19 protein-coding genes are annotated in these 26,558 nt (G+C 72.4%); 3 read left to right on the forward strand and 16 right to left on the reverse strand.

What is annotated here, in order from left to right; all coding sequences use genetic code 11:
• Positions 1–24: 24 nt before the first annotated feature.
• Positions 25–882 carry a DUF6551 family protein gene (locus tag ACIBAI_RS02860; RefSeq protein WP_399030634.1) on the reverse strand — a complete coding sequence of 286 codons (858 nt, stop codon included), beginning with the start codon at positions 880–882 and terminating at the stop codon, positions 25–27.
• Positions 883–1,246: 364 nt separating this feature from the next.
• On the reverse strand, positions 1,247–3,109 hold the full coding sequence (locus ACIBAI_RS02865; protein WP_399030635.1) for a DUF262 domain-containing protein: 1,863 nt from the start codon (positions 3,107–3,109) through the stop codon (positions 1,247–1,249).
• A gap of 186 nt (positions 3,110–3,295) precedes the next feature.
• Between ACIBAI_RS02865 and ACIBAI_RS02870 the strand changes: the two genes are divergently transcribed.
• Both ACIBAI_RS02870 and ACIBAI_RS02875 read left to right on the forward strand, forming a co-directional pair.
• Positions 3,296–4,285, forward strand: coding sequence for a restriction endonuclease (locus tag ACIBAI_RS02870; protein WP_399030636.1), 990 nt, complete (start codon positions 3,296–3,298; stop codon positions 4,283–4,285).
• A 581-nt stretch (positions 4,286–4,866) separates the two neighbouring features.
• Entirely contained in the window at positions 4,867–5,007 is a 141-nt protein-coding gene (locus ACIBAI_RS02875; protein ID WP_399030637.1) for a hypothetical protein, read from the forward strand.
• Positions 5,008–5,073: 66 nt separating this feature from the next.
• Here the strand turns inward: ACIBAI_RS02875 and ACIBAI_RS02880 are convergent, their stop codons facing one another.
• From ACIBAI_RS02880 to ACIBAI_RS02925, 10 genes are all read right to left on the reverse strand, one after another.
• Positions 5,074–5,964, reverse strand: coding sequence for an SUKH-4 family immunity protein (locus tag ACIBAI_RS02880; RefSeq protein WP_399030638.1), 891 nt, complete (start codon positions 5,962–5,964; stop codon positions 5,074–5,076).
• A 338-nt stretch (positions 5,965–6,302) separates the two neighbouring features.
• Positions 6,303–8,618 (reverse strand): xanthine dehydrogenase family protein molybdopterin-binding subunit, encoded by a 2,316-nt coding sequence (locus ACIBAI_RS02885; RefSeq protein ID WP_399030639.1) that lies wholly within the window; start codon positions 8,616–8,618, stop codon positions 6,303–6,305.
• Positions 8,615–11,155, reverse strand: coding sequence for a 2Fe-2S iron-sulfur cluster-binding protein (locus tag ACIBAI_RS02890; RefSeq protein WP_399030640.1), 2,541 nt, complete (start codon positions 11,153–11,155; stop codon positions 8,615–8,617). Before ACIBAI_RS02890 ends, ACIBAI_RS02885 begins: the two co-directional genes overlap by 4 nt.
• A gap of 23 nt (positions 11,156–11,178) precedes the next feature.
• Positions 11,179–12,072 carry an FAD binding domain-containing protein gene (locus ACIBAI_RS02895; RefSeq protein ID WP_399030641.1) on the reverse strand — a complete coding sequence of 298 codons (894 nt, stop codon included), beginning with the start codon at positions 12,070–12,072 and terminating at the stop codon, positions 11,179–11,181.
• Between the two features lie 316 nt (positions 12,073–12,388).
• A complete protein-coding gene (locus ACIBAI_RS02900; RefSeq protein ID WP_399030642.1) occupies positions 12,389–14,035 on the reverse strand; it encodes a beta-N-acetylhexosaminidase in 1,647 nt (548 codons plus the stop codon).
• A 1-nt stretch (position 14,036) separates the two neighbouring features.
• Positions 14,037–14,894, reverse strand: a complete 858-nt coding sequence (locus ACIBAI_RS02905) for a carbohydrate ABC transporter permease (protein ID WP_399030643.1) — start codon at positions 14,892–14,894, stop codon at positions 14,037–14,039.
• 8 nt (positions 14,895–14,902) lie between these two features.
• Positions 14,903–15,784, reverse strand: coding sequence for a carbohydrate ABC transporter permease (locus ACIBAI_RS02910; protein WP_399030727.1), 882 nt, complete (start codon positions 15,782–15,784; stop codon positions 14,903–14,905).
• A 98-nt stretch (positions 15,785–15,882) separates the two neighbouring features.
• Complete coding sequence (locus tag ACIBAI_RS02915) at positions 15,883–17,190, reverse strand: extracellular solute-binding protein (RefSeq protein WP_399030644.1); 1,308 nt, start codon at positions 17,188–17,190, stop codon at positions 15,883–15,885.
• A gap of 245 nt (positions 17,191–17,435) precedes the next feature.
• Positions 17,436–17,717, reverse strand: coding sequence for a DUF3039 domain-containing protein (locus tag ACIBAI_RS02920; RefSeq protein ID WP_399030645.1), 282 nt, complete (start codon positions 17,715–17,717; stop codon positions 17,436–17,438).
• Between the two features lie 31 nt (positions 17,718–17,748).
• Complete coding sequence (locus ACIBAI_RS02925) at positions 17,749–18,321, reverse strand: YqgE/AlgH family protein (protein WP_399030646.1); 573 nt, start codon at positions 18,319–18,321, stop codon at positions 17,749–17,751.
• A 309-nt stretch (positions 18,322–18,630) separates the two neighbouring features.
• On the opposite strand from ACIBAI_RS02925, the gene murA reads away from it, so the two are divergent.
• Positions 18,631–19,977 carry a UDP-N-acetylglucosamine 1-carboxyvinyltransferase gene (gene murA, locus ACIBAI_RS02930; protein ID WP_399030647.1) on the forward strand — a complete coding sequence of 449 codons (1,347 nt, stop codon included), beginning with the start codon at positions 18,631–18,633 and terminating at the stop codon, positions 19,975–19,977.
• Between the two features lie 127 nt (positions 19,978–20,104).
• Here murA and ACIBAI_RS02935 read toward each other — a convergent pair whose 3' ends face one another.
• The 4 genes from ACIBAI_RS02935 to ACIBAI_RS02950 all read right to left on the reverse strand — a co-directional run bounded on the left by ACIBAI_RS02935 (position 20,105) and on the right by ACIBAI_RS02950 (position 26,554).
• Positions 20,105–20,386: an HU family DNA-binding protein gene (locus tag ACIBAI_RS02935; RefSeq protein ID WP_344599238.1), complete on the reverse strand. Its 282-nt coding sequence runs from the start codon at positions 20,384–20,386 to the stop codon at positions 20,105–20,107.
• A gap of 422 nt (positions 20,387–20,808) precedes the next feature.
• Complete coding sequence (locus tag ACIBAI_RS02940; protein WP_399030648.1) at positions 20,809–22,245, reverse strand: NAD-dependent malic enzyme; 1,437 nt, start codon at positions 22,243–22,245, stop codon at positions 20,809–20,811.
• A 419-nt stretch (positions 22,246–22,664) separates the two neighbouring features.
• Positions 22,665–24,974: a HelD family protein gene (locus ACIBAI_RS02945; RefSeq protein ID WP_399030649.1), complete on the reverse strand. Its 2,310-nt coding sequence runs from the start codon at positions 24,972–24,974 to the stop codon at positions 22,665–22,667.
• 410 nt (positions 24,975–25,384) lie between these two features.
• Positions 25,385–26,554: a uroporphyrinogen-III synthase gene (locus tag ACIBAI_RS02950; RefSeq protein WP_399030651.1), complete on the reverse strand. Its 1,170-nt coding sequence runs from the start codon at positions 26,552–26,554 to the stop codon at positions 25,385–25,387.
• Positions 26,555–26,558 lie beyond the last annotated feature (4 nt).

Genomic DNA, 26,558 nt, shown 5'->3' on the forward strand with positions numbered 1-26,558 from the left:
GGCAGGGCACCGCATCTGCTGGGGCTACTCGAAGATGTTCGGGATGGGGAGACGGTTGATGCGGCGGCTACCATTCCAGGCGGAGGCGACCGCGATGTGAGCAGCCTTGAGGCGACCCTTGGTACCGTCAGCGCGGGTGTTGCCGTTGGTGGCCAGGTTATGGATCTTATGCCGGAACTCAACAGGGTTCCCCTGGCGCTTGAGCCTTTCCGCCAGATCCTTGGGCTTGACCACGCCGGAGTGCTTGGACATCACCGTGGCGATACCTCCGAGGATGACAGAGTCCCAGGTGTCGGGGGTGCGGCCCCAGGCGTCCTCGGCGATGGTGAGCGCCTGATCGAGGCTCTCAGGGCCGTACTCGATGACGATGCCGAGGATTCCCTTGATACCGCGCAGGCCGTTGACGGTGCGACTGCCAACCTTGAGTTGATGCTTGTCCAGAACGGCGCTGGTATCCACGAAGAGCGGGTGCCCCGCCAGCACACCAATCCTGAACTCGTCGTTCGCGCCGACCTTCGAAGACTCCTTATTCTTGATGATGAACAGCGACGCCTCGTTGGCCATCGAGAGGCCGGAGTGGACCTCGCAGGTGATGGTCCGGACAGCCTTGCGAACCACCTCCGAGATCGAGACCTTCCCAGACAGGATGAGCTGGCACGCGTAGACGCGGTGCATGCCGTCCACCGCGTACAGACCGTCCTCGCGCTGCGAGAGGATCGGCGTCCCGAGGGCGGTGGGTACCAGCTTCTCAGCGATGGCCTGCGCACGGGCCTTGTTGAGGTTGCGCTGCGCGCGAGGGTCGAACTTGATAGTCATCGGATCCACCTTGATGTATTCAATCGGGTGGTCCGGGATGTCGTAGCTGTAGTCCTTGACGGACAAGGTTCCCCCCTTTGTGTCAGCACCCCAGTGGGGGTGACGACGACACATGTCAGCTCCCGAATGCGGGAAACGGTGACTAAGCGGCGATCATACTATCGGGCAACTGAGCTCTTCGGTGGTCAATTTCGCCGCTCAGGCAGCACCCACCGAGTAGCGAAGCCAGCGGCCGGACCGCTGACTTCGCCACACAGGATGACTTGCCTGTTAAGGGGTCCTTGCACCATGCCCGTCCGGGTCGCGCGGCCGAGCACCGAGTCGGCAAGCGCCCTGGTGGCCGAGGCGAACGCCCGACCACCGAGCCACCCGGCCGAGCCGAAGCCCACCACCGGGCGCGGCCCGTGGGGCGCAGCACGGCCCCCGTTCGTCAGTCGGTGTCGCCCTTGGGCTTCGGCCATGCCTGTAGGGCGATACGGGCAAGCCACAAGGTGCGCAGCTGAATCCGGTCCTCGTCCCAGCACTCGGCCCAACGCTCGTTGCTCCACTTGTCCCGAAGCCCCTCCGGCGCGGAAAGCACTGACGAGGTCGTCAGCCGCAAAAGGCTGTGAGCACCAAGGCTGTCCTTCTTATGAGGCCATTCCCGGTTACTCAACGACGGGTTGAGCTTCGTGGTGGTGAGCGTGAGATTGCCGAGCTGATGGACCGCCTCAAGTCGTTTCTTCAAGCTCTCCTCGCTATCACCGTCGTTCAGCGGCCAGTGCGCCTCCCATTTCTGCGGCAGAACATGCTCAATGTTAATCCGGGGGTCCGCACTGGAAAGTGCCGGCGCGTGCTCGGTCTTCGGCGTCCGCAGGTGATTCTCCAGTCCGACCAGCAGGGCCTTCAACCGGGCACGGTAGGAACGACGGTAGAGATCGTTCGCGATCAGGGCGGCAAGGAACGTCCGGTCGTCAGGCCATAGCCGGGCGTCGGCCGTTTGATTCCACAGGCTGCGCACGACGGCGTGACCTGCCTGAGCGGGATCGCTCTGCTGAGCATCGGCCAGTACCTGGACGAAGAGTCGGTTGTAGTCCTTCGTCGTCATCAGGCACACGGCTCGCCGCATGAGAAAGGAGTCGATGGCGCGGGCCGCGATCGCTCGCTGATCGTTCGGTACGTCGTCTGTCGCGTGCAGATAGAGCAGCACCGGCCACGGCGTCGTCGTCATGGTCTGCATGCGGTCGAGCAATCGGCCGGTGGGATCGGTCAGCGGCAATCCCCGAACCCGCTGATACGTCTCGGCATAATGCCTGATGTCCCGGATCACCTCCGAAGCCTGCCGGCCACTTTCCGGTAGCCACTTCTTGAAGTCGGCGAACAGGTGCTCCACCAGGACGTCTTGACGCTTTTGAACGGTCAGCCAATAAGCCAGGAGCAGGTCGATCAAGGCACGCCTGATGCGTCCGGTGGTGACCTGACCGCGCCAGGGTTCGGCGTCCAGAGGCAGCCAGGCGTTCATCAACAGCTCTTCAGAGTGCCGGTGCTCCCCCTGCCACTCGACGGTCTGGAAAAGGAGGTTCTTCACGAGGTCCGCGGCGTCGAGGCGCACTCCACGGTGGTTCAGCGCCTCGAAGATCACCTGCGGGTCGTCACCCGCGTCCAGGACGATCTCGACGAGCTGCATGCGCTCTTGAAGCGTGTAGAACAGGTCGTCGAGCCGCTGGGCTGGGTTAGGCGCGGCCTTGGCCCAGTCGCCGATCTCCTGCTCGAACCACAGGCGGGCACGGACCAGCCGGTGGTCGGGGGCGGGCGCCGTACCGTCGTCGTCGCTCCCGCGTACGGCCCAGAGGAATGCCGCACGGTCCTGAGGGAGCGGCCAGACCTTGTAGCGGTCGTCCGGGAACGCCTCGTGAACCGTCTCCGCCCGGTTCTCCAGCAGACTCGTGAAACGCCCGACGACGCTGTCGGCGGCAATGTCGTGGGCGACAGCCCGAGCTGCCGCGAAGAGGACCTGCAGCGTGGTCATACGCTGCTGGCCGTCGATGATGTGGGACGAAGCGAGGCGCCGGGGCGGCCGGTACCGCTCCTGTACGACCACGGCGCCCAGGAAGTAGGTGCGCGGCTTCGACTGCCCCGTACCACTCTGGGGCTCTGTCTCCGCCTCCACTTCCTCCGCCGCCGTCCGGACGTCCATCCACAAGGGTTCCCAGTTGTCCTCCTGGTCCCATACATAGGGCCTCTGGAAGATCGGGATCACGCTCTGGTGGTCGTTCGCGAAAACTTTCCCCAGCTTGACGTCGCCGGCTTGCATCGCCCCTCCGGTCCCCCAGCACCTGCATGGTTATCGCAGCGTAACGGCGCAGCGCCGGATCTGATCGCCCTTCCTGTGAACGTCCGTACTCGCAACGCCAATTGAGCTGACGGTCCTTGGACCTAGCATCATGAGCAGTTCACCCTGGCGTCGGCCAGGAGAGAGGGCGAAGGAGGATCGGCACTCATGTGGTTCGGGGACCCCGGGCACGTCAGCGATGTCAAGATCCGGGCCGCCGCCGAGAAGGTACTTGCGGGCATGCCCGGCAGCGTGCGCGCCGCATGGACGGCAGCGATGGAGGAGGCACGCAAGGACTTCCTCGGCAGCGGCACCGTACTGGAGTCGAAGCAGTACACGGGCACCTACGACCACCGGTACGACTCCTGGGACATGCCTGTCGAACTGGGCATCGGCATCGACGCCGTCGACGACGGCCACGCCACCGTGCGGCTCGTTCAGCACCGTGCCGGGGGATTCGACACCATCAGTCAGGTCGTGTCGTATATCAACGGCAGACGGCTGTTCCACAAGGTGACCGTGGGCGAGATCCTGCCCGCAGGGTCCCGGACCAGATACAGCCCCGAGAACTACACCCTCCAACTCCGCGAGGCGGATGACGCCTACCGCACTCTCCAAGCCGCCTTCGCGGCTCCCGACGGCCGTGCGGAGCGCTACCAAAATCTTCTTCGGCTGACCGCGTCCCTGAAAGAGCAGGCGCGTGCCTTGGAAACGACCGCACCCGCCCTAGCCGAGCCCCGTGCGGTACCCGACTGGTTCGCCTTGTCCCCGACCGAGTTCGAGTACGCCGTCGCCGAGTTGTGCCGCAAGGACGGCTGTACCCGGGTGCAGGCGACCGGCGGGGCCGGGGACCTTGGAGCGGACGTCGTCGCCTACACCCCTGACGGGCGCAAGGTGGTGATCCAGTGCAAGCAGTACCGGGGCAAAGTCGCCAGCCCCGATCTGCAGAGGTTTGCCGGAACCGTGTTCAACATCCACCATGCCGACGTGGCAGTGCTGGTGACCACCGGAACCGTCACCACCCCCGCGGCTCGCCTGGCCAAGGCTGCGGGCATCGAGATCGTGCACGCCGACCGGCTCGACCGGTGGGCCGATGGAAGAGATCAGCCGCCCTGGCATCGCAGCCGCACCCCGTTGCCGCCCGAAGGCGGACCCTGACCGAACCGCACAACCTGGTCAAAGCCCCGTTGGTTCCAACAGCGCGGCGCAGGCCGGCGTGCCGCTCCCGGTAAGGGAGCACGCCCGGCCCGCGCCGTGTGGTTACGTGTCTCCGGTGGGCCCTGCGAAGGGCTCGGTCACCGCAGGGCGTCGTTGGTGCGGACGGCGCAAATCGCCAGGGCGGCGAGCAGGGCGCAGGCGCCGCCGAGCGGACCCTTGGAAACACCGAGCGGCAGACGAGCCGGGCTGTACGCCGGGGAGGGTCACCACAGCGCTATTACCTGTGCAACGCGTAGAGAATGCGCTTTTTTGGCTACCTTGATGGCTACGTGAGACGACATTAGGGTCTGCCGCACGATCGGGTGACATCTGAACTGGCTTGCCTTGTGGGGCGGGTGGGAAGGATGTCGCTGTGTCCAAGCCTTATCCCGAAGAGTTCCGTGAGGACGGCGTGCGGGTCGCGAGAAAACGTGGCCCAGGGGTGACGGTCGAGCAGGCGGCCAAGGACTTCGGAGTCCATCCGATGACGTTGTGGAAATGGATGCGGCGGTCGGACATCGACGACGGAGCCAAGCCCCGGGGTGACCAGCCAGGAAAGCGCGGAACTGCGGGAAGCGCGTCGGCGGATCAAGCTGCTGGAGCAGGAGAACGAGGTCCTCCGCCGGGCGGCGGCCTATCTGTCGCAGGCGCATCTGCCGGGAAAAGGATCTATCCGCTCGTGAAAGAGCACCACCGGCGCCGCCGACAAGCCGCACTCGGCCAGCTGACCCCCGTCGAATTCGAGACCGTCATGACAACACTGGCCCTGCAGGCCGCGTGACCGAACTTGTCCCCCAACGCTGCATCAGACCCGCCGACGGGCGGCCGACCGCGCGCTCGCGGTGCAGCAGCCAGAGCGTGCAGGCCAGGGTGGAGACGTCCGTGGTCAGCGGGTGTGCCGCGGCTCCGGTCCGGCTCCGGATCAGCACCACGCCCGTCGTCCCGTCGACGAGCAGGCTGCCGCCCCCGGCGAGGTCACCCAGGCGTATCAGGTGCTCGGCGCGGTGGGTCGGGCCGGGGAGCCGGTCCTCCGAGGCGTCGTCCCGCCGGTCGTCCCACGCGTGGTCCGGGCGGTCGCCCCACCCGTGGTCCAGGCGGTCGTCCCACCAGTGGTCCGCCGGGTCGTCCGCGTCGTGCTCCGCCAGGGTCCGCAGCGGTGCGTCCAGCTCCAGGCGGAAGGGGAACGCCTCCTCGGGCAGGCCCGCCTCGCGCAGGAAGCGGCGGGTCGGCTCGTGCGTCAGCGCCGCGGGGAAGTCGATCTCCTCGAAGCGCGCCACCCGGCCCCGGCCGAACTCCCGGTCCAGCAGGCGGGCCGGGAGGTCCAGGGCCAGCCCCGACTCCGTGTGCCCGCCCGTCACGACGGCCAGGAAACGGATCAGGTCGGCCGTCCTGCGGAACGACGGCAGGTCACCGCCCGTGCCCAGGCAGGCGGCGAACCGCTCCCGCCACCCGGTCGGCTCGTCCGCCGCCGTCATGAACCGCACCAGCGTCGGCAGCGAGGGCGCGAACAGTACCGGCGCCCTCCCCCGCAGCGCCGACGCCGCCTCCCGCCCGCACCCGGCGTACGGGTCCTCCTCCGGCTCCTCCAGCAGGACCGCCGGCGTACCGGTGTCCGCCGTGCTCGTCGCTCCCCCGTGCATGCTGCTCCCCCGTGCCTGCGTACGTGTGCGGTGTTCCGGGCGGGCCGCGCCCAGCCTCCGGGTCCGGCGGCCGCCCTCACTGCCCAGCAGATTACGCGTCGCCACTGACAACGGCCTCGCAATAACAGACGCGTGGACCGCCCCGCCCGTTGCCTCCCGTACCGGGCGGACTCCCGCGCGGGCCCGACCCGCCAGCCGGATGCCCCACACCGGCCGGACTCCCGCGCGGGCCCGACCCATCGGCCGGACTCCCGCGCAGGCCCGACCCATCGGCCGGGCTCCCCCACCGGCCGGACCCGTCGCCCGGATCCACCGGCCGGTGACCACCGGCCGGAGCCTCACCGTCCGGTGACCACCGCGGCCTGCGGGCGGATCGGGAGCCGGTTCACGGGGCGGCCGGTGGCGGCCCGCACCGCGGAGGCGATGGCCGCCGGGGAGGTCACCACCGGCACCGCGCTGACCGCCTTCGCGCCGAAGGGGGCGACCACGTCGCGCTCCTCGACCAGTTTGACGATCCGGATGTCCGGCGCGTCCAGCGCCGTCGGCAGGGCGTAGCCGGTGAGGTCCGGGTGGCGGACCAGGCCGCGGGGCGTGCGCAGGTTCTCGGTCAGCGCGATGCCCACGCCCTGGGTCACGCCCGCCTCGATGCGCGCCGCCAGCTGGGCCGGGTTCAGCACCCGCCCCACGTCCTGGGCGACGGCCAGCTCCACGACCCGTACCGAGCCGATCTCGACGTCGACGTCGACCACCGCGCGGATCGCGCAGAAGGAGATGCCCACGAAGGCGTCGCCCTGGCCGGACTCGTCCAGCGGCTCGGTGGGGTGCGGGCGGCACTGCGCGGTCGCCCACAGCTCCTTGCCGTCCAGCGCCTCCGTCACGGTGGTCGACAGGACGCCGTCGTACGACGTGATCTTGCCGTCGGTGATCTGGAGCAGTTCGGTCGACATGCCGAACTTGTGCGCCAGGGGCTGGAGCAGCTGCGTGCGGACCATCTTCGCCGCCCGTTCCACCGCGCCGCCCGACACCCAGGTGTGGCGGCCCCGGCAGCCCGCGCCGGCCGGCGGCTGGTCGGTGTCGACCGGCGCCACGTGGACCTCCTCCACGCCGAGCGTCTCCTGGACGATCTGCCGGGCGAGCGTGGTGAAGCCCTGCCCCGTCTCCACCGCCGCGCACAGCACCGTCGCCACGCCGTCCTGCACCCGCACGGTGGCCGTGGAGACCTCGTCCGCGCCCTCCGCGCCCAGCATGTGCACCATGCCCAGGCCGTAGCCCACGCCCCGGCGCACCGCGCCCGGCTCGCCCGCGCCCTCGGGGCCGCCGGGCAGCAGCCACTCCTCCTCGGGGGTGTCCTTGGGCAGGGGCGGCAGGGGGAAGTCCCGGACGGCCCGGAGGAGTTCCGCGACCGGCGCGGGACAGGTCACCGTCTGGCCCGTCGGGAGCACGTCCCCGGTGGCCATGACGTTGCGCAGGCGCAGTTCCGCCGGGTCCAGGCCGAGCTTCCTGGCCAGCTTGTCCATCTGCGCCTCGTAGGCGGCGCACACCTGCATGGCGCCCTCGCCGCGCACGTGGCCGGAGGGCGGGTTGTTGGTGCGCACGGCCCAGCCCTCGATGAAGGCGTTCGGGACGACGTACGGGCCGCAGGCGAACGCCACGGCGGCGGCCAGGGCGTCGGAGGAGGTGTCGGCGTAGGCGCCCGCGTCGAGCAGGATCTGCGCCTCGACCTTCACGAGCCTGCCCTCGGCGTCCGCGTGGTGGCGGTAGCGCAGCAGGGTGGGGTGCCGGTGCGCGTGGCCGAGGAAGGACTCCTCACGCGTGGCGGTCAGCTTCACCGGGCAGCCGGTCTTCAGCGCCAGCAGGCCGAGCGGCAGCTGGAAGCCCTGGTCCTCGCGGTCGGCCGTCGCTCCGGGCACGCCGGTGACGACCACCTTCACCCGTTCGGGTTCCAGGCCGTAGCAGGCGGCGGCCGTGTCGCGGTCGGTGTGCGGGTCGGTGGAGGCCAGGTACAGCTCCACGCCGCCGTCCGGGCGGGGCACCGCGAGGCCCGCCTCGGCGCCGATGGGCGCCGGGTCCTGGCGGCCGATGCGGTACAGGCCCTCGACGACGATCTCGCCGGTCGCCGCCGGGTCGCCGTGGCGCAGCGGGATGTGCCGGATCAGGTTGCCGTCGGGGTGCAGCGGCTCGGCCTCGAAGGCCTGCTCCGGGTCGGTCACCGGGTCGAGCACCTCGTACTCGACGATGACGGCGGCGGCGGCCATCCGCGCGGTGTCCGGGTGGTCGGCGGCGACGGCGGCGATGGGCTCGCCGTGGTGGCGCACGACCTCGGAGGCGAACACCGGGCGGTCGGCCTTGCCGCGGCCGTGCAGCGGGACGCCGGGCACGTCCTCGTGCGTGAGGACGGCCCGCACGCCGGGCATCTCGCGCGCGTGGGAGGTGTCGATGGACACGATGCGCGCGTGCGGGTGCGGTGAGCGCAGCACGGCCGCCCACAGCAGCCCCTCGGCCCACAGGTCGGCCGCGTACGGGAAGGTGCCCTCCGTCTTGGCGCGGGCGTCGGCGGGCGGCAGAGAGGCGCCGATGCCGTGCGGGATCGCCTCGGGGGCGGGGGCGGCCTCCGCGGGCTGCGCGGCCTGCGCGGTGGCTGCTTCGTTGCTCACGCCTGGCCTCCGTCCTGGCCGTAGGGCTGGTCGTGCGGTCCGGGCGGGCCGGAGGACTCGAACACCGAGGGGTGGACGCCGCCGGCGCCCGGGCCCGCCTGATGGGGGATGCGGGGCTCCTCGGCGTCCGTCTCGGCCGCGTCGGCGGCGTGCGCCGCGCGCTCGGCGACCACCTCCTTGACGGCGTTCAGGACGCCCCGGTAGCCGGAGCAGCGGCACAGGTTGCCGCACAGGGCCTGGCGGGTCTCCAGCTCGGTCGGCGCCGGGTTGCCCTCCAGGAGGTCGTGCACGGTCATCGCCATGCCCGGCACGCAGAAACCGCACTGCACCGCGCCGCACCGGGCGAGCGCCCGCTGCACGTCCGACGGCTGCCCGTCGGCGGCCAGGCCCTCGACCGTGCGGACCTCGCTGCCCGCCGCGGTCACCGCCGGCACCAGGCAGGAGGCGACGAGCCGTCCGTCGACCTGCACGTTGCAGGCCCCGCACTCGCCCTGCGAGCAGCCGTCCTTGGCGCCCGCGAGCCCGAGCCGCTCGCGCAGCACGTACAGCAGCGACTCGCCGATCCAGGCGTCGGTGACCGGCCGGTCGGTGCCGTTGACGCGCAGCGCGTAGGAGGCGAGGGGGTGCTCCTCGTGCGGGGCGGCGGACTCCGGGTCCCGCTGGGGGGCCGGGTCGTGCGGCGCCTGAGCCTCGGGCCCGGCCGCCGGCTCCGGCGGCGGACCGGCCGGGGGCTCGGCGGGGGGTTCCGCGGGCTCCTCGGCGGCCTCCGGAGCGGCTTCCGCGTCCGGGGCCGGGGCGGCGGACTCCGCGGAGGGCTCGGCGGGGCTCTGAGCGGTCTCCGCGGGGACCTGGGCGTCCTCGGCCGCCTCACCGGTCCCGGCGGCGGGCGCGGCCTCGGCGGGGGGTTCCGCGGGCTCCTCGGCGTGGGGGGCGGCCGGGCGGTCCGACGCGGGGGCGTGCGGGGACACCTGGTCGGGAGCGGGCGCCTGTCCAGGGGTGGGCCCGTGGTCGGAGGCGTACTCGGAGACGGGTTCCTGGTCGGGGGCGGGCTCGGGGAGGGGCTCCTGACCGGGGGCGTACTCGGAGACGGGTTCCTGGTCGGGCGCGGGCTCGGAGGCGGGCTCCCGACCGGGGGCGGGTTCCTGGTCGAGCGCGGGCTCGGGGGCGGGTGCCTGGTCCGGCGAGGGCCCGGGGGCGGGTTCCTGGTCGGGCGCGTGCTCGGGGGCGGGCGCGGCCGTGCCGGACCCTTCGGGCTGCTCGTACTGCTCGTACTGCCCGGGCTGTTCGTACTGCTCGTACTGCCCGGGCTGCTCGGGCTGTTCGTACTGCTCGGGCTGCTCGGGCTGCTCGTACTGCCCGGGCTGCTCGGGCTGCCCGGGCTGTTCGTACTGCTCGGGCCGGTGCTCCTCGGGTTCCGGGGCCGGGGCGGGTCCGTCCTGTCCCGGCTCCGCGTGTGCGGTGACCGCCTGCTGCTCCGGGGCGTGCCCGGGCGCGGCCGGCTGCTCGTGGTCGTGCCCGGCGGCGTGCTCGCCGGCAGGCGCCGGGGACTGCCCGGGTCCGGGCGGGGCCGGCTGCCCGTGGTCCTGTCCGGCGTCGGCGGGCTGCGCGGTCCGCTGCTCCCACGGCTGCCCGGCCCGGGTCGCCCAGGGGGCGGGCGCGCCACCGGGGAGGGTGGCCGGCGGAGTGCCGCCCCACTGCTCGACCAGAGACGACGTGGTGAACTCACCGGATTCGTCCGGCAGGTCGCCGTCGGCGACGGGGATGGACCACTGCCCGGTGACGTCGTGGCCGGACGCGGCGGCGGACGGGGTGTTCGGCGCGCTCGCGGACTCCTCGAAGGTCCACTGCCCAGTGGCCTGCGGGGGGTACGTGAACCGGTCGTTCCCGGCGTGCCGCCCGGCCCCGCCGTGCTCCCCCGTGTGCTGCCCGGCCCCGGCGTGCGGATCGTGCCGCTGAGGGGCGGCACCGGGGTCGTGCGACTGACCGTACGGCTGGGCGTGCCCGGCGCCGGAGCCGTACGGCTGGGCGTACGCCTGGGGATGCGCGGCATCGGAGCCGTAGGGCTGGGCGTACGCGGCACCGGAGCCGTAGGGCTGGGCGTGGGTGACGTCGGGGTCGTGCGGCTGCTGGTGCGCGGCGTCCACCCCGTGCTGCGGATACGCGGCGCCGGGACCGTGCGGGTGCCCGGCGTGCGGATCCCGCTGCCCGTGATCCGGGCCGTACTGCTGCCCCGGGTTCGGGTCGTACTGCTGCCCGGTGCCGGGGTCGTACTGCTGCCCGGTATTGGGGTCGTGCCACTGGGCGCCGTCGACCGGCGCTCCCGGGGCCGGCCAGACGCCCGTGGCCGCCGGGTCCGTCCCGCCCGGCGCGACCGTTATCTGCGGCGGCACATAGCCGTGGCCGGGCGCGGCGAGCGGGCTGTCGACGCCGGCCAGCAGGGCGTCGACACCCCCCTCGGGGAGTTCGACGAAGGCGGTGGCGCCGTCGTCGTAGTCCCCCTGGGGCAGCGGGTCCCAGCGTCCGCCTCCCTGAGACATGCCCTCTCCGTGCTGCTCGTCGGTCACGAAAGCGCCCTCCCCAGTGCTCGTCGGGCCAGCGCGGCGACGGTGCGCCGCAGGTGCAGTACGGCGGGCGGAAGCTGCGCTACGGAGCCGTCCTCGGCCGGGACCGGGTCGGGGATGCAGGCCGCGGCGACGTACTCCCCGAAGGCGTGCAGCGCCTCCGGCACGATCGCACGGTTGTTGTCCCAGTCGATGAGCTGGGCGACCCACTGCTCGGCGTCCAGGGGCCTGAGCGGCATCGGCGCTATGGCGCCCACGGCGCACCGGACGCCGCGCCGGGCGGGGTCGAGCACCAGGGCGACGGAGGCGACGGCGCGTCCGGGTCCGGTGCGGCCGGTCGCCTTCAGGAAGACCTGCGGGGCGTGCAGCAGCGGCACGCGCACGTAGCCGATGAGCTCGCCCGCGCGCAGCATCTCCACGCCGGCCAGCAGGTGCGACACCGGGATCTCCCGGCGGGCTCCGCCCGGGCCCGCGATGATCAGCGTCGCCTCCAGGGCGGCCAGCACGGGCAGCGCGTCCCCGGTGGGGGCGGCCGTGGCGATGTTGCCGCCCAGGGTGCCCGCGTTGCGGATGTGCGGCGGGCCGGCGGCGCGCGCGGAGGCGGCGAGCGCCGGGATCAGTGCGGCGAAGTCGGGGCGGCCCATGCGCGCGTGCGTGAGACCGGCGCCGAGCAGCGCGTGGCCGTCCTGGTACTGCCAGCCGCGGATCTCGCTGATGCGGCCGAGTCCGACCAGCGCGGCGGGCCTGAGCTGCCCGGAGTTGACCGCGGTCATGAGGTCGGTGCCGCCCGCCACGGGCACGGCGGCCGGCCGGGCGGTGAGCGCCGCCACGGCCTCGTCCAGCGTCGCGGGCAGCGTGACGGACTGCGCCGCCTGCGGTGCGTGCGTGGTCAAACCGGCTGCCCCTTCCCGCTGCCCCACCTGGTCCCGCCTGTGCTGCCGTACGGTACGTGCCGACAAGGCGGACGTGGCAACTCTGGCACATCTTCGCAGGGCCCGAGGACAGGGGTCCGTCAGGAGGTGTTCGCCCACCTCACCGGGGGATGGTCCGTTTTGGCGCTTCATCACCGATGCGCACGAATTGTCACCCCCTGGTGATCCTCGTGTGCCTTTTCCGAGATCTGCGCCCGCCGGCCCGCGTCCCCCGGAGGCGTCCACCGGTCGTGCCCCCGGCCGGGTCCGCCGGCCGGGGGGACGGGCCGGCCCGCGCCTACCGGTTCGGCGGCGGGCCGTCGATCGGGCGGCCGGGCACGCCGGGCCGCCGCTGCCACGGCCGGGGCCCGGTGGGCGGCCGGTAGGCGACCCCCAGGGCGTCGAGCCGCCGGTAGTGGACGGCCATCCGGCGCTCGAAGTCCGCGAAGTCCCGTTCCCCCGGGGCGGGCAGGGCGCTCCACGCCACCTCGGCGAGGGCGGCGAGCCGGGGGAACGTCTGGTAGTCCACGCGGGCGGACTCCTCCAGCACCTCCGTCCAGACGTTGGCCTGGGTGCCGAGGACGTGGCGGGCCTGGTCGGCGGTCAGCTCCGGCGGCACCGGCTCGAACCGGTAGACGTCCTCCAGGGTGCGCACGTAGCCGATGGGCACCGGCTCGTCGGCGCCGGCGTCCTGCCGGTGGTCCAGGTACACCTGCTGCTCGGGGCACATCACGACGTCGTGCCCGGCCCGCGCGGCGGTGATCCCGCCCCGGTAACCGCGCCAGGAGGACACCGCCGCCCCGGCCGCCAGGCCGCCCTCCAGGATCTCGTCCCAGCCGATGAGCCGGCGCCCGCGCGCGGAGAGCCAGCGGTCGAAGTGCCCGACGAACCAGGCCTGGAGCTCGTCCTCGCCGGCGAGCCCGAGTTCCCTGATGCGCGCCTGCGCGGCGGGCGACCGCCGCCACTGGTCCTTGCGGCATTCGTCGCCCCCGACGTGGACGAACGCCGAGAAATCGGCGGCGTCCGCCGGGAACATCTCCAGGACTTCCTCGAACACCCCCTCGTAGAAGCGCAGGGTGTCGTCGGTGGGGGCGAGTACGTGGGGGGAGATTCCCCAGTCGTCCCAGACGGCGAGGGCGGTGGTGTCGACGACGTCGGTGTTGCCGAGTTCCGGATACGCGGCGATGGCGGCCTGCGAGTGTCCGGGCACGTCGATTTCCGGGACGACGGTGATGTGCCGCTCGGCCGCGTAGGCGACGATCTCCCGGATGTCGTCCTGGGTGTAGTGACCGCCGTGCGGCTTCTCCTCCCACAACGACGAGGCCCGGTGGCCGAATTTCGTACGGGACCGCCAGGAGCCGATCTCCGTGAGCTTCGGGTACCGCCTGATCTCGACGCGCCAGCCCTGGTCGTCCGTCAGATGGAAGTGGAACACGTTCAGTTTGTGCGCGGCCATCAGGTCCAGGTAGCGCAGGACGCCTTCCTTGGGCATGAAGTGCCGGGCGACGTCGAGCATGAGCCCGCGCCAGCGGAACCGGGGCGCGTCCCGGACGCGCACCGTCGGCAGCCGCCACCGCCGTCCGGGCAGCGGCGCGCGCCGGAAGGCGTCGGGGCCGAGGAGCTGGCGGAGCGTCTGGGCGCCCCAGAACAGCCCGGCGGGGCCGCCGCCCGCCAGGTGCGCGCCGTCCGGCGTGACGTCGAGGCGGTAGCCCTCCGCGCCGAGGTCCCGGGTGACCGCCGGGTCGAGGGAGAGGCGGACGACGTCGCCGCGCCCCGGATCCCCCGGGGCCAGCGGCAGTCCGGTGGCCGCGGTCAGCGTGGCGCGCAGCCAGCGCTCCGTGCGCTCCGTGCCGGCCCCAGCGGCCAGCCCGGTGCCGGGGCCCAGCTCGAACCAGCCGTCCCCCGGGGCCGCCGTGCGAACGGGCGCGGGAATCACATCCACCATGTCAGTCCTTCACCGCTCCGCCCAGCCCGGAGACCAGGCGTCGCTGTACGAGTACGAAGAAGACCAGCACCGGGACCGTCATCACCGTGGAGGCCGCCATCACACCACCCCAGTCCGGTTCGTCCGGCTTGTAGAAGACCAGCAGCGCCATCGGCAGGGTCGACCTGGACGTGTCGCTGATGATGAAGGACTTGGCGAACAGGAAGTCGTTCCAGGTCGAGATGAAGGAAAACACGCTGGTGGCCACCAGGCCCGGAAAGACCAGCGGGAAAAGGATCCGCCACAGGAATCTCGCCCGGCTCGCCCCGTCGATGTAGGCGGCCTCCTCCAGCGCCTCCGGCACGGCTTTCACGAACCCCCGCAGCATCCAGATCGCGAACGGCAGGGAGAAGGCGATGTGCGGCAGGATCAGCGCTCCCAGGGTGTTCAGCTGACCGAAGTCCCGCATGAGGAAGAAGAGCGGGATCGTCAGCGCCTCCACCGGCACCGTCTGGGCCACCAGGAACATGATCAGCAGGGTGGTCCGGAAACGGAACCGGAATCGGGTGACGGCGGTCGCCGCGAGAAACGCGATCAGCGCGGAGGCGATCACGACGCTGCCCGCGACGAGCAGGCTGTTGAGGAAGTAACGGCCGAATTCCTGCTGTCCGAAGACCCGCCGGAAGGAGTCCAGCGAGGGCGCGAGGGTCCACGGTCTGGGCTCGGTCGACTCGATCTCCCCGGCCGGCCGGAAGGCGCTCAGCACCATCCAGTACAGCGGGAACGCGACGACGGCGGCGATCAGCAGCGCGGACGCCTCGGCGGCCAGCCGCCACGGGCGGCGCACCCGCCCGCGGAGCGGACGTGCCGGAAGCCTCACCGGAAGATTCACAGTTCCTCCCCCTGCCGGCGCAGCAGCCGCAGGTGGCCGAGCGTCACGGCGAGCAGGATCAGCAGCATCACGACGCCGATCGCCGCGCCGAGGCTGTACTGCGAGGACGCGAAGGCCTGCTGGTAGGCGTAGACGTTCAGGACGAGGTTCTGCCCGGCGATGCCGCCGCCGTTGGTCATGACGTAGATCTGGGTGAACACCTTGAAGTCCCAGATGACCGACTGGATGGTGACCACCGTCAGGATCGGGCGCAGCATCGGCGCGAGGACGGACCGCCAGATCCGCCACTGCGAGGCGCCGTCCAGGGCGGCGGCCTCCAGGACCTCGGCCGGCACGGCGCGGATGCCGGCGTACACCGTGACCATGACGAACGGGAAAGAGCACCACACCACTTCGAGCAGGACGAGGAAGAAGGCGCTGTAGCGCCCGTACGTCCAGGAGTGGTCGCCGAGCCCCAGCAGCCGGTTCACCGGGCCGAAGTCCGGGTCGAAGAGGAACAGCCAGACCGTCGAGCCGGTGACCGCCGGGGTCGCCCAGGCGCCCAGCGCGGCCAGCATCAGCGCGAGCCGGGGCAGGGCGCGGACCCGGGTGAGCAGTACGGCGAGCGCGCAGCCGACCGCCAGCGTGGACAGCACGCAGGCCGCCGCGAACAGCACGGTCGCCAGCAGCACCTGCCAGAACCGGTCGTCCCCGAACAGCTCGGCGTAGTTCGCCAGGCCCCGGAAGGCGGTGGGTTCGCCGCCGCTGACCTGGGCCTGGGTGTACTGCAGGAGCGAGATCAGGCCGAGCTGGTAGATGGGGTAGACGAGCAGCCCGCCGAGGACGACGAGGGCGGGCGCGAGGTACAGCCAGGGCGTCCAGCCGCCACCCCGCCGCACCGGGCGGGCCGCGGGGCGGGCCCCGGCGACCCCCGCCGCGGCCCGCGCTCCCGTCCCGGTTCCCGAACCGGCCCGTACCGCGCGGTCGTTCACCGGGCTCACCCGGCGGAGCCGAACGCGTCGTCCATCTTCTTCGCCGCGTCCCGCGACGCCGTCGCCACGTCCTTCCGGCCGCTGACGATCTCCTGGAACATGGTCGGCAGGACCAGCGAGGAGTCGATCCGGGCCCAGGCGGGCGAGGCGGGGACGGACTTGGCGCCCGCGGCGAGGGTGTCGACGAACGGCTTCACGAAGGGCTCCTCCGCCGCGGCCTGCTGCCGCACGTCCGTGAAGGTCGGCAGGAAGCCCATCGCGTCGAAGAGTTCGGCCTGGGTCCGCTTCGAGGCGAGCTGCCGCATCAGCTCGACGGCGAGGGTGCGGTGGGAGGTGCTCCTGAGCACCCCGATGTTGTTGCCGCCCGCGAACGCCGGCGCGACCGAGCCGGACGTCACCCCCGGCAGGGGGACGACGGCGTACTTGCCCTTGACCTTCCCGGCCTCGACGGCGGCGTGGCTGAAGTCGCCGCCGATCGCCATGCCCGCCTTGCCGGCCGCGAACGCGGTGACCGTGTCGTTGCCGCCCATGCCCGCGCACTTGGCGGCGGGGCAGTTGTCGTCGCCGAACAGGGACGTGTAGGCCTCGATGCCCTTTCGGGCCGCCGCGCTGTCGACGGCCGAGGCGTACGAACCGCCCGTGCCGGTGGCGAGCTCCCCGCCGTGCGCCCAGATGAACGGCAGCGCCCCGTAGGTGTACGCGCCGCCGACCACGAGCCCGTACAGCCCGGGCTTCGCGGCGCGGATCTTCCGGGCGGTGCCGGCCAGCTCGGCCAGGGTCCTCGGGGCCCGCAGCCCGAGTTCCTCGAAGACGTCCGTCCGGTAGTACAGGGCGCGGACGCCGACGTAGAGGGGGGCGCCGTAGACCCTGCCGTCCACGGTGACCGACCGCCGGGCGGCGGGGTCGGTGTCCTTGGCCTCGTCCCAGCCGGCGAACTCCTCGGTGACGTCGAGGAGTCCGCCGTCCCGGACGTGACCGGCGGTGTCGGTGTTGCCGTACTCCATGAGGTCGGGCGCGGACTTCGGGTCGTTCAGGGCGGCCTTGACGCGCTGGGCGCGGGTCTCGACGGGGATGTACTCGACCTCGACCTCGGTGCCCTCGTGCTTCTTCTCGAAGGCGGCGACGACGGTGTCGACGACCTTCTCCTTGGGCTCGTTGCCGACCTCCTGGAAGAGCCACACCCGCAGGGTGCCGCTCCGGTCGTCCCGGCCGGAGGCGGAGCCGCCGGAGGTCCGGGGGGCGCAGGCGGTGGCGGTGAGAACGGTGACGCACAGGGCGGCGAGGGAGACGGTGAGTCTGGCGGACGGCTTCATGGAGCGTTCCTCCGAAGGGGGAGCGTTGCAGCATACGCAATGGCTATTTCGCTCTGCACAACACTTCGGAGGCTAGGGAGTGGAGGAACGCGCCCACAAGAGGTCTCAACCACTCTGTGACCGGCCGGCGCGCTCCGCGCAACGGCCGGGGGGCGGCAAGCCGGGGCAAAAGACACGAAGGCCCCCGGGGCGCGCACGCGTACGCGCGCCCCGGGGGCCTTGCGGACCTCGGACGGGAGGAGCCGTTACTTGCCGCCGCCCTTGCCCTCGTCCCCGCCGGCGCTCATGGAGTCGTAGATCTCCTTGCACAGGGGGCACACGGGGTACTTCTTCGGGTCGCGGCCCGGCACCCAGACCTTGCCGCACAGCGCCACGACGGGGGTGCCGTCGAGAGCGCTCGCCATGATCTTGTCCTTCTGGACGTAGTGGGCGAAGCGCTCGTGGTCGCCGTCGCCGTGGGAGACCTGTGGCGTCGGCTCTACGAGTGTCCCCGTCCCAGTCCCGCGCTCGGGCTCAAGAGTGCTCATAGCAGCCAAGGGTACTGAAAGCCCGCGCCCATCAGTTGAGCGACGGGTCGTCCGGGTACGTCGCCACCATCGCGAGCTCGTTGCGCTGACGGCGCAGCACCTCGCGCCAGAGTCTCTCGGGGGCCGGCGAGGAGACGTCCCCGGGCTCGGACTCCACGACGTACCAGGCCCCCTCGACCAGCTCGTCCTCCAGCTGGCCCGGGCCCCAGCCGGCGTATCCGGCGAAGATTCTCAGCGAGCCCACGGCGGAGGCCAGCAGCTCCGGCGGCGCCTCCAGGTCGACGAGGCCGATCGCGCCGTACACCCGGCGCCAGCCCAGCGGGGCGCTCTGCCCGGTCGCGCCGCCGGGCACGACGGCGACCCCCAGGGCCGAGTCGAGGGACACCGGGCCGCCCTGGAAGACGACACCGGGTTCGCCGGCGAGGTCGGCCCAGCCCTCCAGGATGTCGCCCACCCCCACCGGTGTCGGGCGGTTGAGGACGACACCGAGCGAGCCCTCCTCGTCGTGGTCGAGGAGGAGCACCACCGCACGGTCGAAGTTCGGGTCCGCCAGGGCGGGCGTTGCCACGAGCAGCCGCCCTGTGAGCGAGGACACCTCGGTCATGCCAGACATGATCCCGCATCTTCCCGCGCCGTGGGGAGCCAATCGGCCGACGGGCGGCGGGGCGGCCGGGAACCGGGGGGGCGGCCTGGTGGGGACGCGGTCCGGCGGGCGGCGGGCGGGGGGGGGCGGGCGCGCGGACGCGTCCCGCGCGGACGCCCCCGCCGTGACCGGGTGTGCCCGGTGCGGAACGTTTCGTGTTGTGACACGGCTATGAGGTCCCTGAGCGGTCCACGGGCTTACGGGAGGGGGGCGAAGGGCGACTACCCTTTCCCTCCTGGCCCCTGCCCCACTCCACGGAACGCGAGATTCATGACCGTCAACGGCACTGATGACGTACTGCTTGTCCACGGCGGAACCCCGCTGGAGGGCGAGATCCGGGTCCGCGGTGCGAAGAACCTCGTACCGAAGGCCATGGTCGCCGCCCTGCTGGGCAGCGAGCCGAGCCGGCTGCGCAACGTTCCGGACATCCGCGACGTGCGGGTGGTGCGGGGGCTGCTGCAGCTGCACGGGGTGACGGTCCGTCCGGGTGAGGAGCCCGGCGAGCTGGTGCTCGACCCGACCCGCGTGGAGAGCGCGAACGTCGCCGACATCGATGCCCACGCCGGATCGAGCCGCATCCCGATCCTCTTCTGCGGCCCGCTGCTGCACCGCCTCGGCCACGCCTTCATCCCGGGTCTGGGCGGCTGCGACATCGGCGGCCGGCCCATCGACTTCCACTTCGACGTGCTGCGGCAGTTCGGCGCGGTCATCGAGAAGCGGGCCGACGGGCAGTACCTGGAGGCGCCCAAGGGGCTGCGCGGCACCAAGATACGGCTGCCCTACCCGTCGGTGGGCGCGACCGAGCAGGTGCTGCTGACGGCCGTGCTGGCCGACGGCGTGACGGAGCTGTCCAACGCGGCCGTCGAGCCCGAGATCGAGGACCTGATCTGCGTCCTGCAGAAGATGGGCGCCATCATCGCGATGGACACCGACCGCACGATCCGCATCACCGGGGTGAGCAAGCTCGGCGGCTACACCCACCGCGCCCTCCCGGACCGCCTGGAGGCCGCCTCCTGGGCGTCCGCGGCGCTGGCGACCGAGGGCGACATCTACGTCCACGGCGCCCAGCAGCGCTCGATGATGACGTTCCTGAACACCTACCGGAAGGTGGGCGGCGCCTTCCAGATCGACGACGAGGGCATCCGCTTCTGGCACCCCGGCGGGCAGCTGAAGTCCATCGCCCTGGAGACGGACGTGCACCCCGGCTTCCAGACCGACTGGCAGCAGCCGCTGGTGGTGGCCCTCACGCAGGCCACGGGCCTGTCGATCATCCACGAGACGGTCTACGAGTCCCGCCTCGGCTTCACCTCCGCGCTGAACCAGATGGGCGCCCACATCCAGCTCTACCGCGAGTGCCTGGGCGGCTCGCACTGCCGCTTCGGCCAGCGCAACTTCCTGCACTCGGCCGTCGTCTCGGGCCCGACCCGCCTGCAGGGCGCGGACCTGGTCATCCCCGACCTGCGCGGCGGCTTCTCCTACCTCATCGCCGCCCTCGCCGCCCAGGGCACCTCCCGGGTCCACGGCATCGACCTCATCAACCGGGGCTACGAGAACTTCATGGAGAAGCTCGTGGAGCTGGGCGCGAAGGTCGAGCTGCCGGGCAAGGCGCTGGGCTGACCGGCCCTCCGCCGCCCGGGCCGCCGGGCGGCGGAGGCACGAAAGGGGCGGCCACCCCGGTCGGGGTGGCCGCCCCTTTCGTGTCACTGCCTCCCGCACGCCGTCCCGTGGCGCGCGAACGGCGAGGTCACTTGCCCTTGGCGGCTTCCTTCAGCTTGCTGCCCGCCGAGACCTTCACGCTGAAGCCCTCCGGGATCTGGATCGGCTCGCCGGTCTGCGGGTTCCGGGCGGTGCGAGCGGCACGCTTGGTGCGCTCGAAGGTGAGGAAGCCCGGGATGGTGACCTTCTCGTCCCCCTTGGAGACGACATCGCCGACGATGTCGGCGAACGCGGCCAGCACGGCGTCGGCGTCCTTGCGGGTCACCTCGGCGCGGTCGGCCAGCGCGGCCACCAGCTCACTGCGGTTCATGATGTTACTCCCGTGTTCTTCTTGCCATTGAGGCGTGCCACGCGGCGGAGCCGCATGTCAGGCGCTGCGAAGCCGATGCTGCCAGGGTCCCCGGTGAGTCCCCGGACCCGGGTCCTTCGTCGAACCCTCGCGCCCAGGGAGGCATCCTGCCTCTACCTGCGGCGGGAAAGCCAATCCGGCACCCGCCGGAGTCGTGAGAACACCCTTGGGAGTCACACGAGAGGCCCTGAGCCTCGCCGACACCCTAGAGGGCGGCCGGAGGGGGCGGTTTCGCGACTCGCCGGTCCCGGAGGCCGTGGGAATCCTCACAGTCCCCGGCCGCCGGCGCTCCGGGGCACCGCCCCGGGCGCCCGCCGGGCGGCCGCGCCGTCGCACGCCGCACGGGCGGCCCGGCCGCCGCACACCGGCCGGGCCGTACGGCGTCACATGCCGGCCGGGCCGCTCGCCGCCGTCGCTCCCGCCGCCCTGGCGGCCTCCCGCACGGCCCCGGCGACGGCGCCGGCGACCTTGTCGTTGAAGACGCTGGGGACGATGTAGTTCGGGTTCAGCTCGTCCTCGGTCACCACGTCCGCCAGGGCCTTCGCGGCCGCGAGCATCATCTCCGTGTTGACCGTGCGGGACTGCGCGTCCAGCAGGCCGCGGAAGACGCCCGGGAACACCAGCACGTTGTTGATCTGGTTCGGGAAGTCGGACCGGCCGGTGGCCACGACGGCCGCGGTCTGGCGGGCGATCGCCGGGTCGACCTCGGGATCGGGGTTCGCGAGCGCGAACACGACCGCGTCGTCCGCCATGGCGGCCACGTCCTCGCCGTCCAGCACGTTGGGCGCCGAGACGCCGATGAAGACGTCGGCGCCGCGCACGGCCTCCTTGAGGGTGCCCGTCAGGCCCTCGGGGTTGGTGTTGTCGGCGATCCAGCGCAGCGCCGACCCGGGGGCGGCGTCGACCAGGTCCTCGCGGCCGGCGTGCACCACGCCGTGGATGTCGGCGACGACGGCGTTCTTCACGCCCGCGGCGAGCAGCAGCTTGAGAATGGCGGTGCCGGCCGCGCCGGCGCCGGACATGACGATCCGCACGTCCTCGATCGCCTTGCCCACCACGCGCAGCGCGTTGGTGAGGGCGGCGAGGACGACGATGGCGGTGCCGTGCTGGTCGTCGTGGAAGACGGGGATGTCCAGGGCCTCGCGCAGGCGGGCCTCGATCTCGAAGCAGCGGGGCGCGGAGATGTCCTCCAGGTTGATGCCGGCGAAGCCGGGGGCGATCGCCTTGACGATCTCGACGATCGCGTCGGTGTCCTGGGTGTCGAGGCAGATCGGCCAGGCGTCGATGCCGGCGAACCGCTTGAACAGGGCCGCCTTGCCCTCCATCACCGGCAGCGCGGCCTTCGGGCCGATGTTGCCCAGGCCCAGCACCGCGGAGCCGTCGGTGACGACCGCGACGGAGTTGCGCTTGATGGTCAGGCGGCGGGCGTCCTCGGGGTTCTCGGCGATCGCCATGCAGACCCGGGCCACGCCCGGCGTGTAGACCATGGACAGGTCGTCGCGGTTGCGGATGGGGTGCTTCGACGCCATCTCGATCTTGCCGCCGAGGTGCATCAGGAACGTACGGTCGGAGACCTTGCCCAGCGTGACGCCCTCGATGCCGCGCAGCTTCTCGACGATCTCCTCGGCGTGCGCCGTGGAGGTGGCCGCGATGGTCACGTCGATGCGGAGCTTCTCGTGACCGGACGCGGTGACGTCGAGGCCGGTCACCGAGCCTCCGGAGGACTCCACGGCGGTGGTGAGCTGCGAGACGGCGGTTCCGCTCGCGGGCACCTCCAGCCGGATGGTCATCGAGTAGGAGACGCTGGGCGCCGTTGCCATGGCCGACTTCCTCTGCTTTCACCGTGTCGCTGGTGTGGGGTTGTGCCGTCCGATCGTCGCACCTACCCCTGAGTACGCGGTAGCCGCCCCGAATTGCGAACGTTTTGTTCGCTCGCCGTTGGGGAAGAGACGCCCTTTTCGGAAAAAGAATTTCACCATACGAGAAGTGATCGGGCGACGAGAGAGGCCCACGTCACGTGGTGACGTGGGCCTCTCACAGGTTCGATGACACCGACCCGCCATGCTCGCCTCGCGGCAAGTGGTCGCTCGAAGCGACTAAGGTTGGGCCCGGGGGCTTGGATCGGGCCGGTGCCACCTCCAGGCTAACAAACGGATCCCGCAGAACCATCCCGCCCCGGGAGTTCGTCCGTCCGTCTTCCTCACCGGGCGCTCCGGCCGTCCGTCCGGCCCCGGGCCGGTCAGTCCCTCAGCAGGTCCGGCACCCCGGCCGCGTCCGGCTCGTCCCGCTCCCCCGAGACGACCGTCAGCTGCTGGGTGGCCCGGGTCAGGGCGACGTACAGCACGCGCAGGCCCGCCGGGCTCTCGTCCGCGATCTCCGCGGGCGAGACGACGACCGTCGCGTCGTACTCCAGGCCCTTCGCCTCCAGGCTGCCGAGCGCCACCACCCGGTCCCCCAGCCCGGCCAGCCAGCGCCGGGCCTCCTCGCGCCGGTTCATGGCGACGACGACGCCGACGGTGCCGTCGACGCGGTCCAGCAGCCGGGCGGCCTCCGCGCGGACCGTCTCGGCCAGGGAGTCCCCCGCGACGGCGAAGCGGGGCTCGACGCCGGTGGAGCGCACCGCCGTCGGCGGCTCGGAGCCCGGCATGGCGAGGGCGAGCACCCTGGCGGACAGATCCGCGATCTCGGCGGGGTTGCGGTAGTTGACGGTGAGGCGGAAGCGGCGCCGGGGGCGGGTGCCGAGGGCCTCGTCGCGGGCGGCGGCCGCCTCGTCGGGGTCGGACCAGGAGGACTGGGCCGGGTCGCCCACCACCGTCCAGGTGGCGTGCCGGCCGCGGCGGCCGACCATCCGCCACTGCATCGGCGTGAGGTCCTGCGCCTCGTCGACGATGACGTGGGCGTACTCGGTGCGTTCCTGCGCGAGGCGCTCGGCCCGCTCGCGCTGGGTCTCCTCGCGCACCGGCATCAGCTCCTCCAGCCCGGTGAGCTGGTCGAGCGGGTCCAGTTCGCGCTTGCGGCGCGGGCGGGCCGGGGTGCCGAGGATCGCCTGGAGCTCGTCCAGCAGCGCGACGTCGTGGACGGAGTACCCGTCCCGTCTCAGGGAGCGGGCGACCTTGCGGACCTCGCCGGGGGTGAGGACGCGGCGGGCCCAGCGGCCGAGGCGCCGCTCGTCCGACATGGCGGCCAGGACGTCCGCCGGGGTCAGCTCCGGCCACCAGGCGTCGAGGAACGCGGTGAAGGCGTCCTCGCCGCTGACGTCCTCGTCGAAGGAGGAGCGCAGCTCGGCGGCCAGCTCGGGGTCGGTGTGCCGGGTGGCGGCGCCCGACTTGCCCCACAGGGCGTCCAGCAGCAGTCTGCGGGCGCGCGGGCGCAGCAGGTTCACCGGCGCGGTGCCGCCGAGGGCGGTGTGGCGGATCCGCTCCAGCTCGTCGGCCTCCAGCTCCAGCCGCCGGCCGAAGGCGACCACGCGGAGCCGCTGTGGTGAATCGTTCAGCTCCAGCGCTCCGCGCGCTGCCTTGCGCAGCACCTTGAGCATCCGGGAGGAGCCCTTGGCGCGGGCCGTCGACGGGGAGTCGTACAGCGTGGCCTCGGCGCCGTCGACCAGGGAGCCGATGGCCCGGATGGCGACCTGGCCCTCCTCGCCGAGCGAGGGCAGCACGCCCTCGGTGTACGCCACGAGCAGCGGGGTCGGGGAGACGATGAGGATGCCGCCCGCGTACCGGCGCCGGTCCTGGTAGAGCAGGTACGCCGCCCGGTGCAGGGCGACGGCGGTCTTGCCGGTGCCGGGGCCGCCCTCGACGTACGTCACGGAGGCGGCGGGGGCGCGGATGACCAGGTCCTGCTCGGCCTGGATGGAGGCGACGATGTCCCGCATGGTGTGGCTGCGGGCCCGGCCGAGCGCGGCCATCAGGGCGCCGTCCCCGATGACGGGCAGCTCCCGGCCGCCGAGGAACGCCTTCAGCTCGGGGCGCATCAGGTCGTCCTCGACGCCCAGCACCCGGCGCCCCTTGGAGCGGATCACGCGCCGGCGCACGACCCGGCCGGGGTCGACCGGGGTGGAGCGGTAGAAGGGGGCGGCGGCCGGGGCCCGCCAGTCGATGACCAGCGGGGCGTAGTCCTCGTCGAGGACGCCGATGCGGCCGATGTGCAGGGTCTCGGCGATGTCGGCCGTGTTGTCCGGGCGGACGGCGCCCTCGGCCGGCTCGACGGCGGTGTAGGCGCCGTCCGCCCCCTTCTTGCCGTCCTTGCCGGGCAGCAGGTCGATCCGGCCGAAGAGGAAGTCCTCGAACTCGTTGTTCAGCCGGTTGAGGTGGACGCCCGCCCGGAAGACCTGCGCGTCCCGCTCGGCGAGCGCGCCGGGCGTGCCGATCTGGCCGCGCCGGGCCGCGTCGTGCATGAGGAACTCCGCCTCGTGGATCTTCTCCTCCAGGCGGCGGTACACCCGGTCCAGGTGTTCCTGTTCGACGTCGATCTCCTGGTCGCGTACGGAGTCGCCTGTGGAATCGTGAGCGGAGTCGAGCGCGGTTTCCTGTTGCGCCTGAGCGGCCACCGGGCCCCCTTCTGACGTGCTGGGCAGCCGTCCACCGTACGCGAAGGGGGCCGGGTAAGGCTACGCGTCGACCTGCACCAGGCGCTCGCCGTCGAAGGCCGTGACCTCGAAGTGGTCGATCCGGCCGGGACGAGCCGGCCGGCGTGAGACCGGTGCGGCGCCGGTCCGCCGGGCCCGCAACGCGCGAAGCCCCGTCCCACGGACGGGACGGGGCTTCGCGATCCGAGCGCCGGGCAGGCCTTGCACCTGCATCTCCCCGCAGGAAGCGGGGCGTCTTTCCTTGGACCACCAACGCATCGCCGGCGACCGGGTTTCCGTCGACCAGCTCAAGATCAAGCTTAGCACGGTCCGCGGGCCCGGCTGCCCCGCCGCGGTTGCCCCCCGCCGGCCGGCGCGGACCCGGCCGGGTCCTACGGGGCGTCGGCGTACTTGGTGCCGGCCGCCGGGTCCAGGGCGAGCCGGTAGCCCCGTTTGACGACCGTCTGGATCAGCTTCGGCGTGCCGAGGGCGGTGCGCAGCCGGGCCATCGCCGTCTCCACCGCGTGCTCGTCGCGTCCGGCGCCCGGCAGCGCGCGCAGCAGCTCGGCGCGGGGGACCACCCAGCCGGGCCGCCGGGACAGCGCCCGCAGCAGGGCCATGCCGGCGGGCGGGACGAGCCTGAGCTCCCCGTCGACCAGCACCGCGTGCCCGCGGATCTCCACCCGGTGTCCGGCGATCGGCAACGACCGCGCCCGGGCGGGCAGTTCCCGGCACAGCAGCTGGACGAGGGGGCCGAGCCGGAACCGCTCGGGCTGGACCGTGTCGACGCCTCTGGCCTGCAACGGCAGCGCGGTGACCGGGCCGACGCAGGCCGGCAGCACGTCGTGGCGGAGGGCGGCGAGCAGCTCGGGCAGCAGTCCGCGCTCCTCGGCGCGGGACAGCAGGGACGCGGCGGCGGGCGCGCTGGTGAAGGTGAGCGCGTCCAGCCCGCGGGAGACGGTGGCGTCCAGCAGCCGGTCCACGGGCCCGATGTCCTCCGGCGGCATCCACCGGTAGACGGGCACCCCGACGACCTCCGCTCCCCCGGCCCGCAGCGACTCCACGAACCCGGGCAGCGGCTCCCCGTGCAGCTGTACGGCGATGCGGCGCCCGTCGACGCCCTCCTCCAGGAGCCGGTCCAGCACCTCGGCCATCGACTCGGACGACGGCGACCACTCCTCCGTCAGCCCGGCCGCCCGGATCGCGCCCTTGACCTTCGGGCCGCGCGCCAGCAGCTCGACCCCGCGCAGCCGGCCGAGCAGGTCGCCGCCGAGCCCCCAGCCCTCGGCGGCCTCGATCCAGCCGCGGAAGCCGATCGCGGTCGTGGCGACCACGACGTCCGGCGCCCGGTGGATGATCTCCTTGGTCGCCGCGAGCAGTTCGCCGTCGTCGGCGAGCGGCACGATCCGCAGGGCCGGCGCGTGCAGGACGGCGGCGCCGCGCCGCTGGAGCAGCGCGCCCAGCTCGTCGGCCCGGCGCGCGGCGGTCACACCCACGGTGAACCCGGCGAGGGGCCCGTGTTCCGGTCCCGGCCGGACCGGTCGCTGCTGTTCGTCGTCCATAACT

Origin of the sequence: Streptomyces sp. NPDC051041 (assembly GCF_044456065.1) — a bacterium.
GTDB lineage: Bacteria > Actinomycetota > Actinomycetes > Streptomycetales > Streptomycetaceae > Streptomyces > Streptomyces glaucus.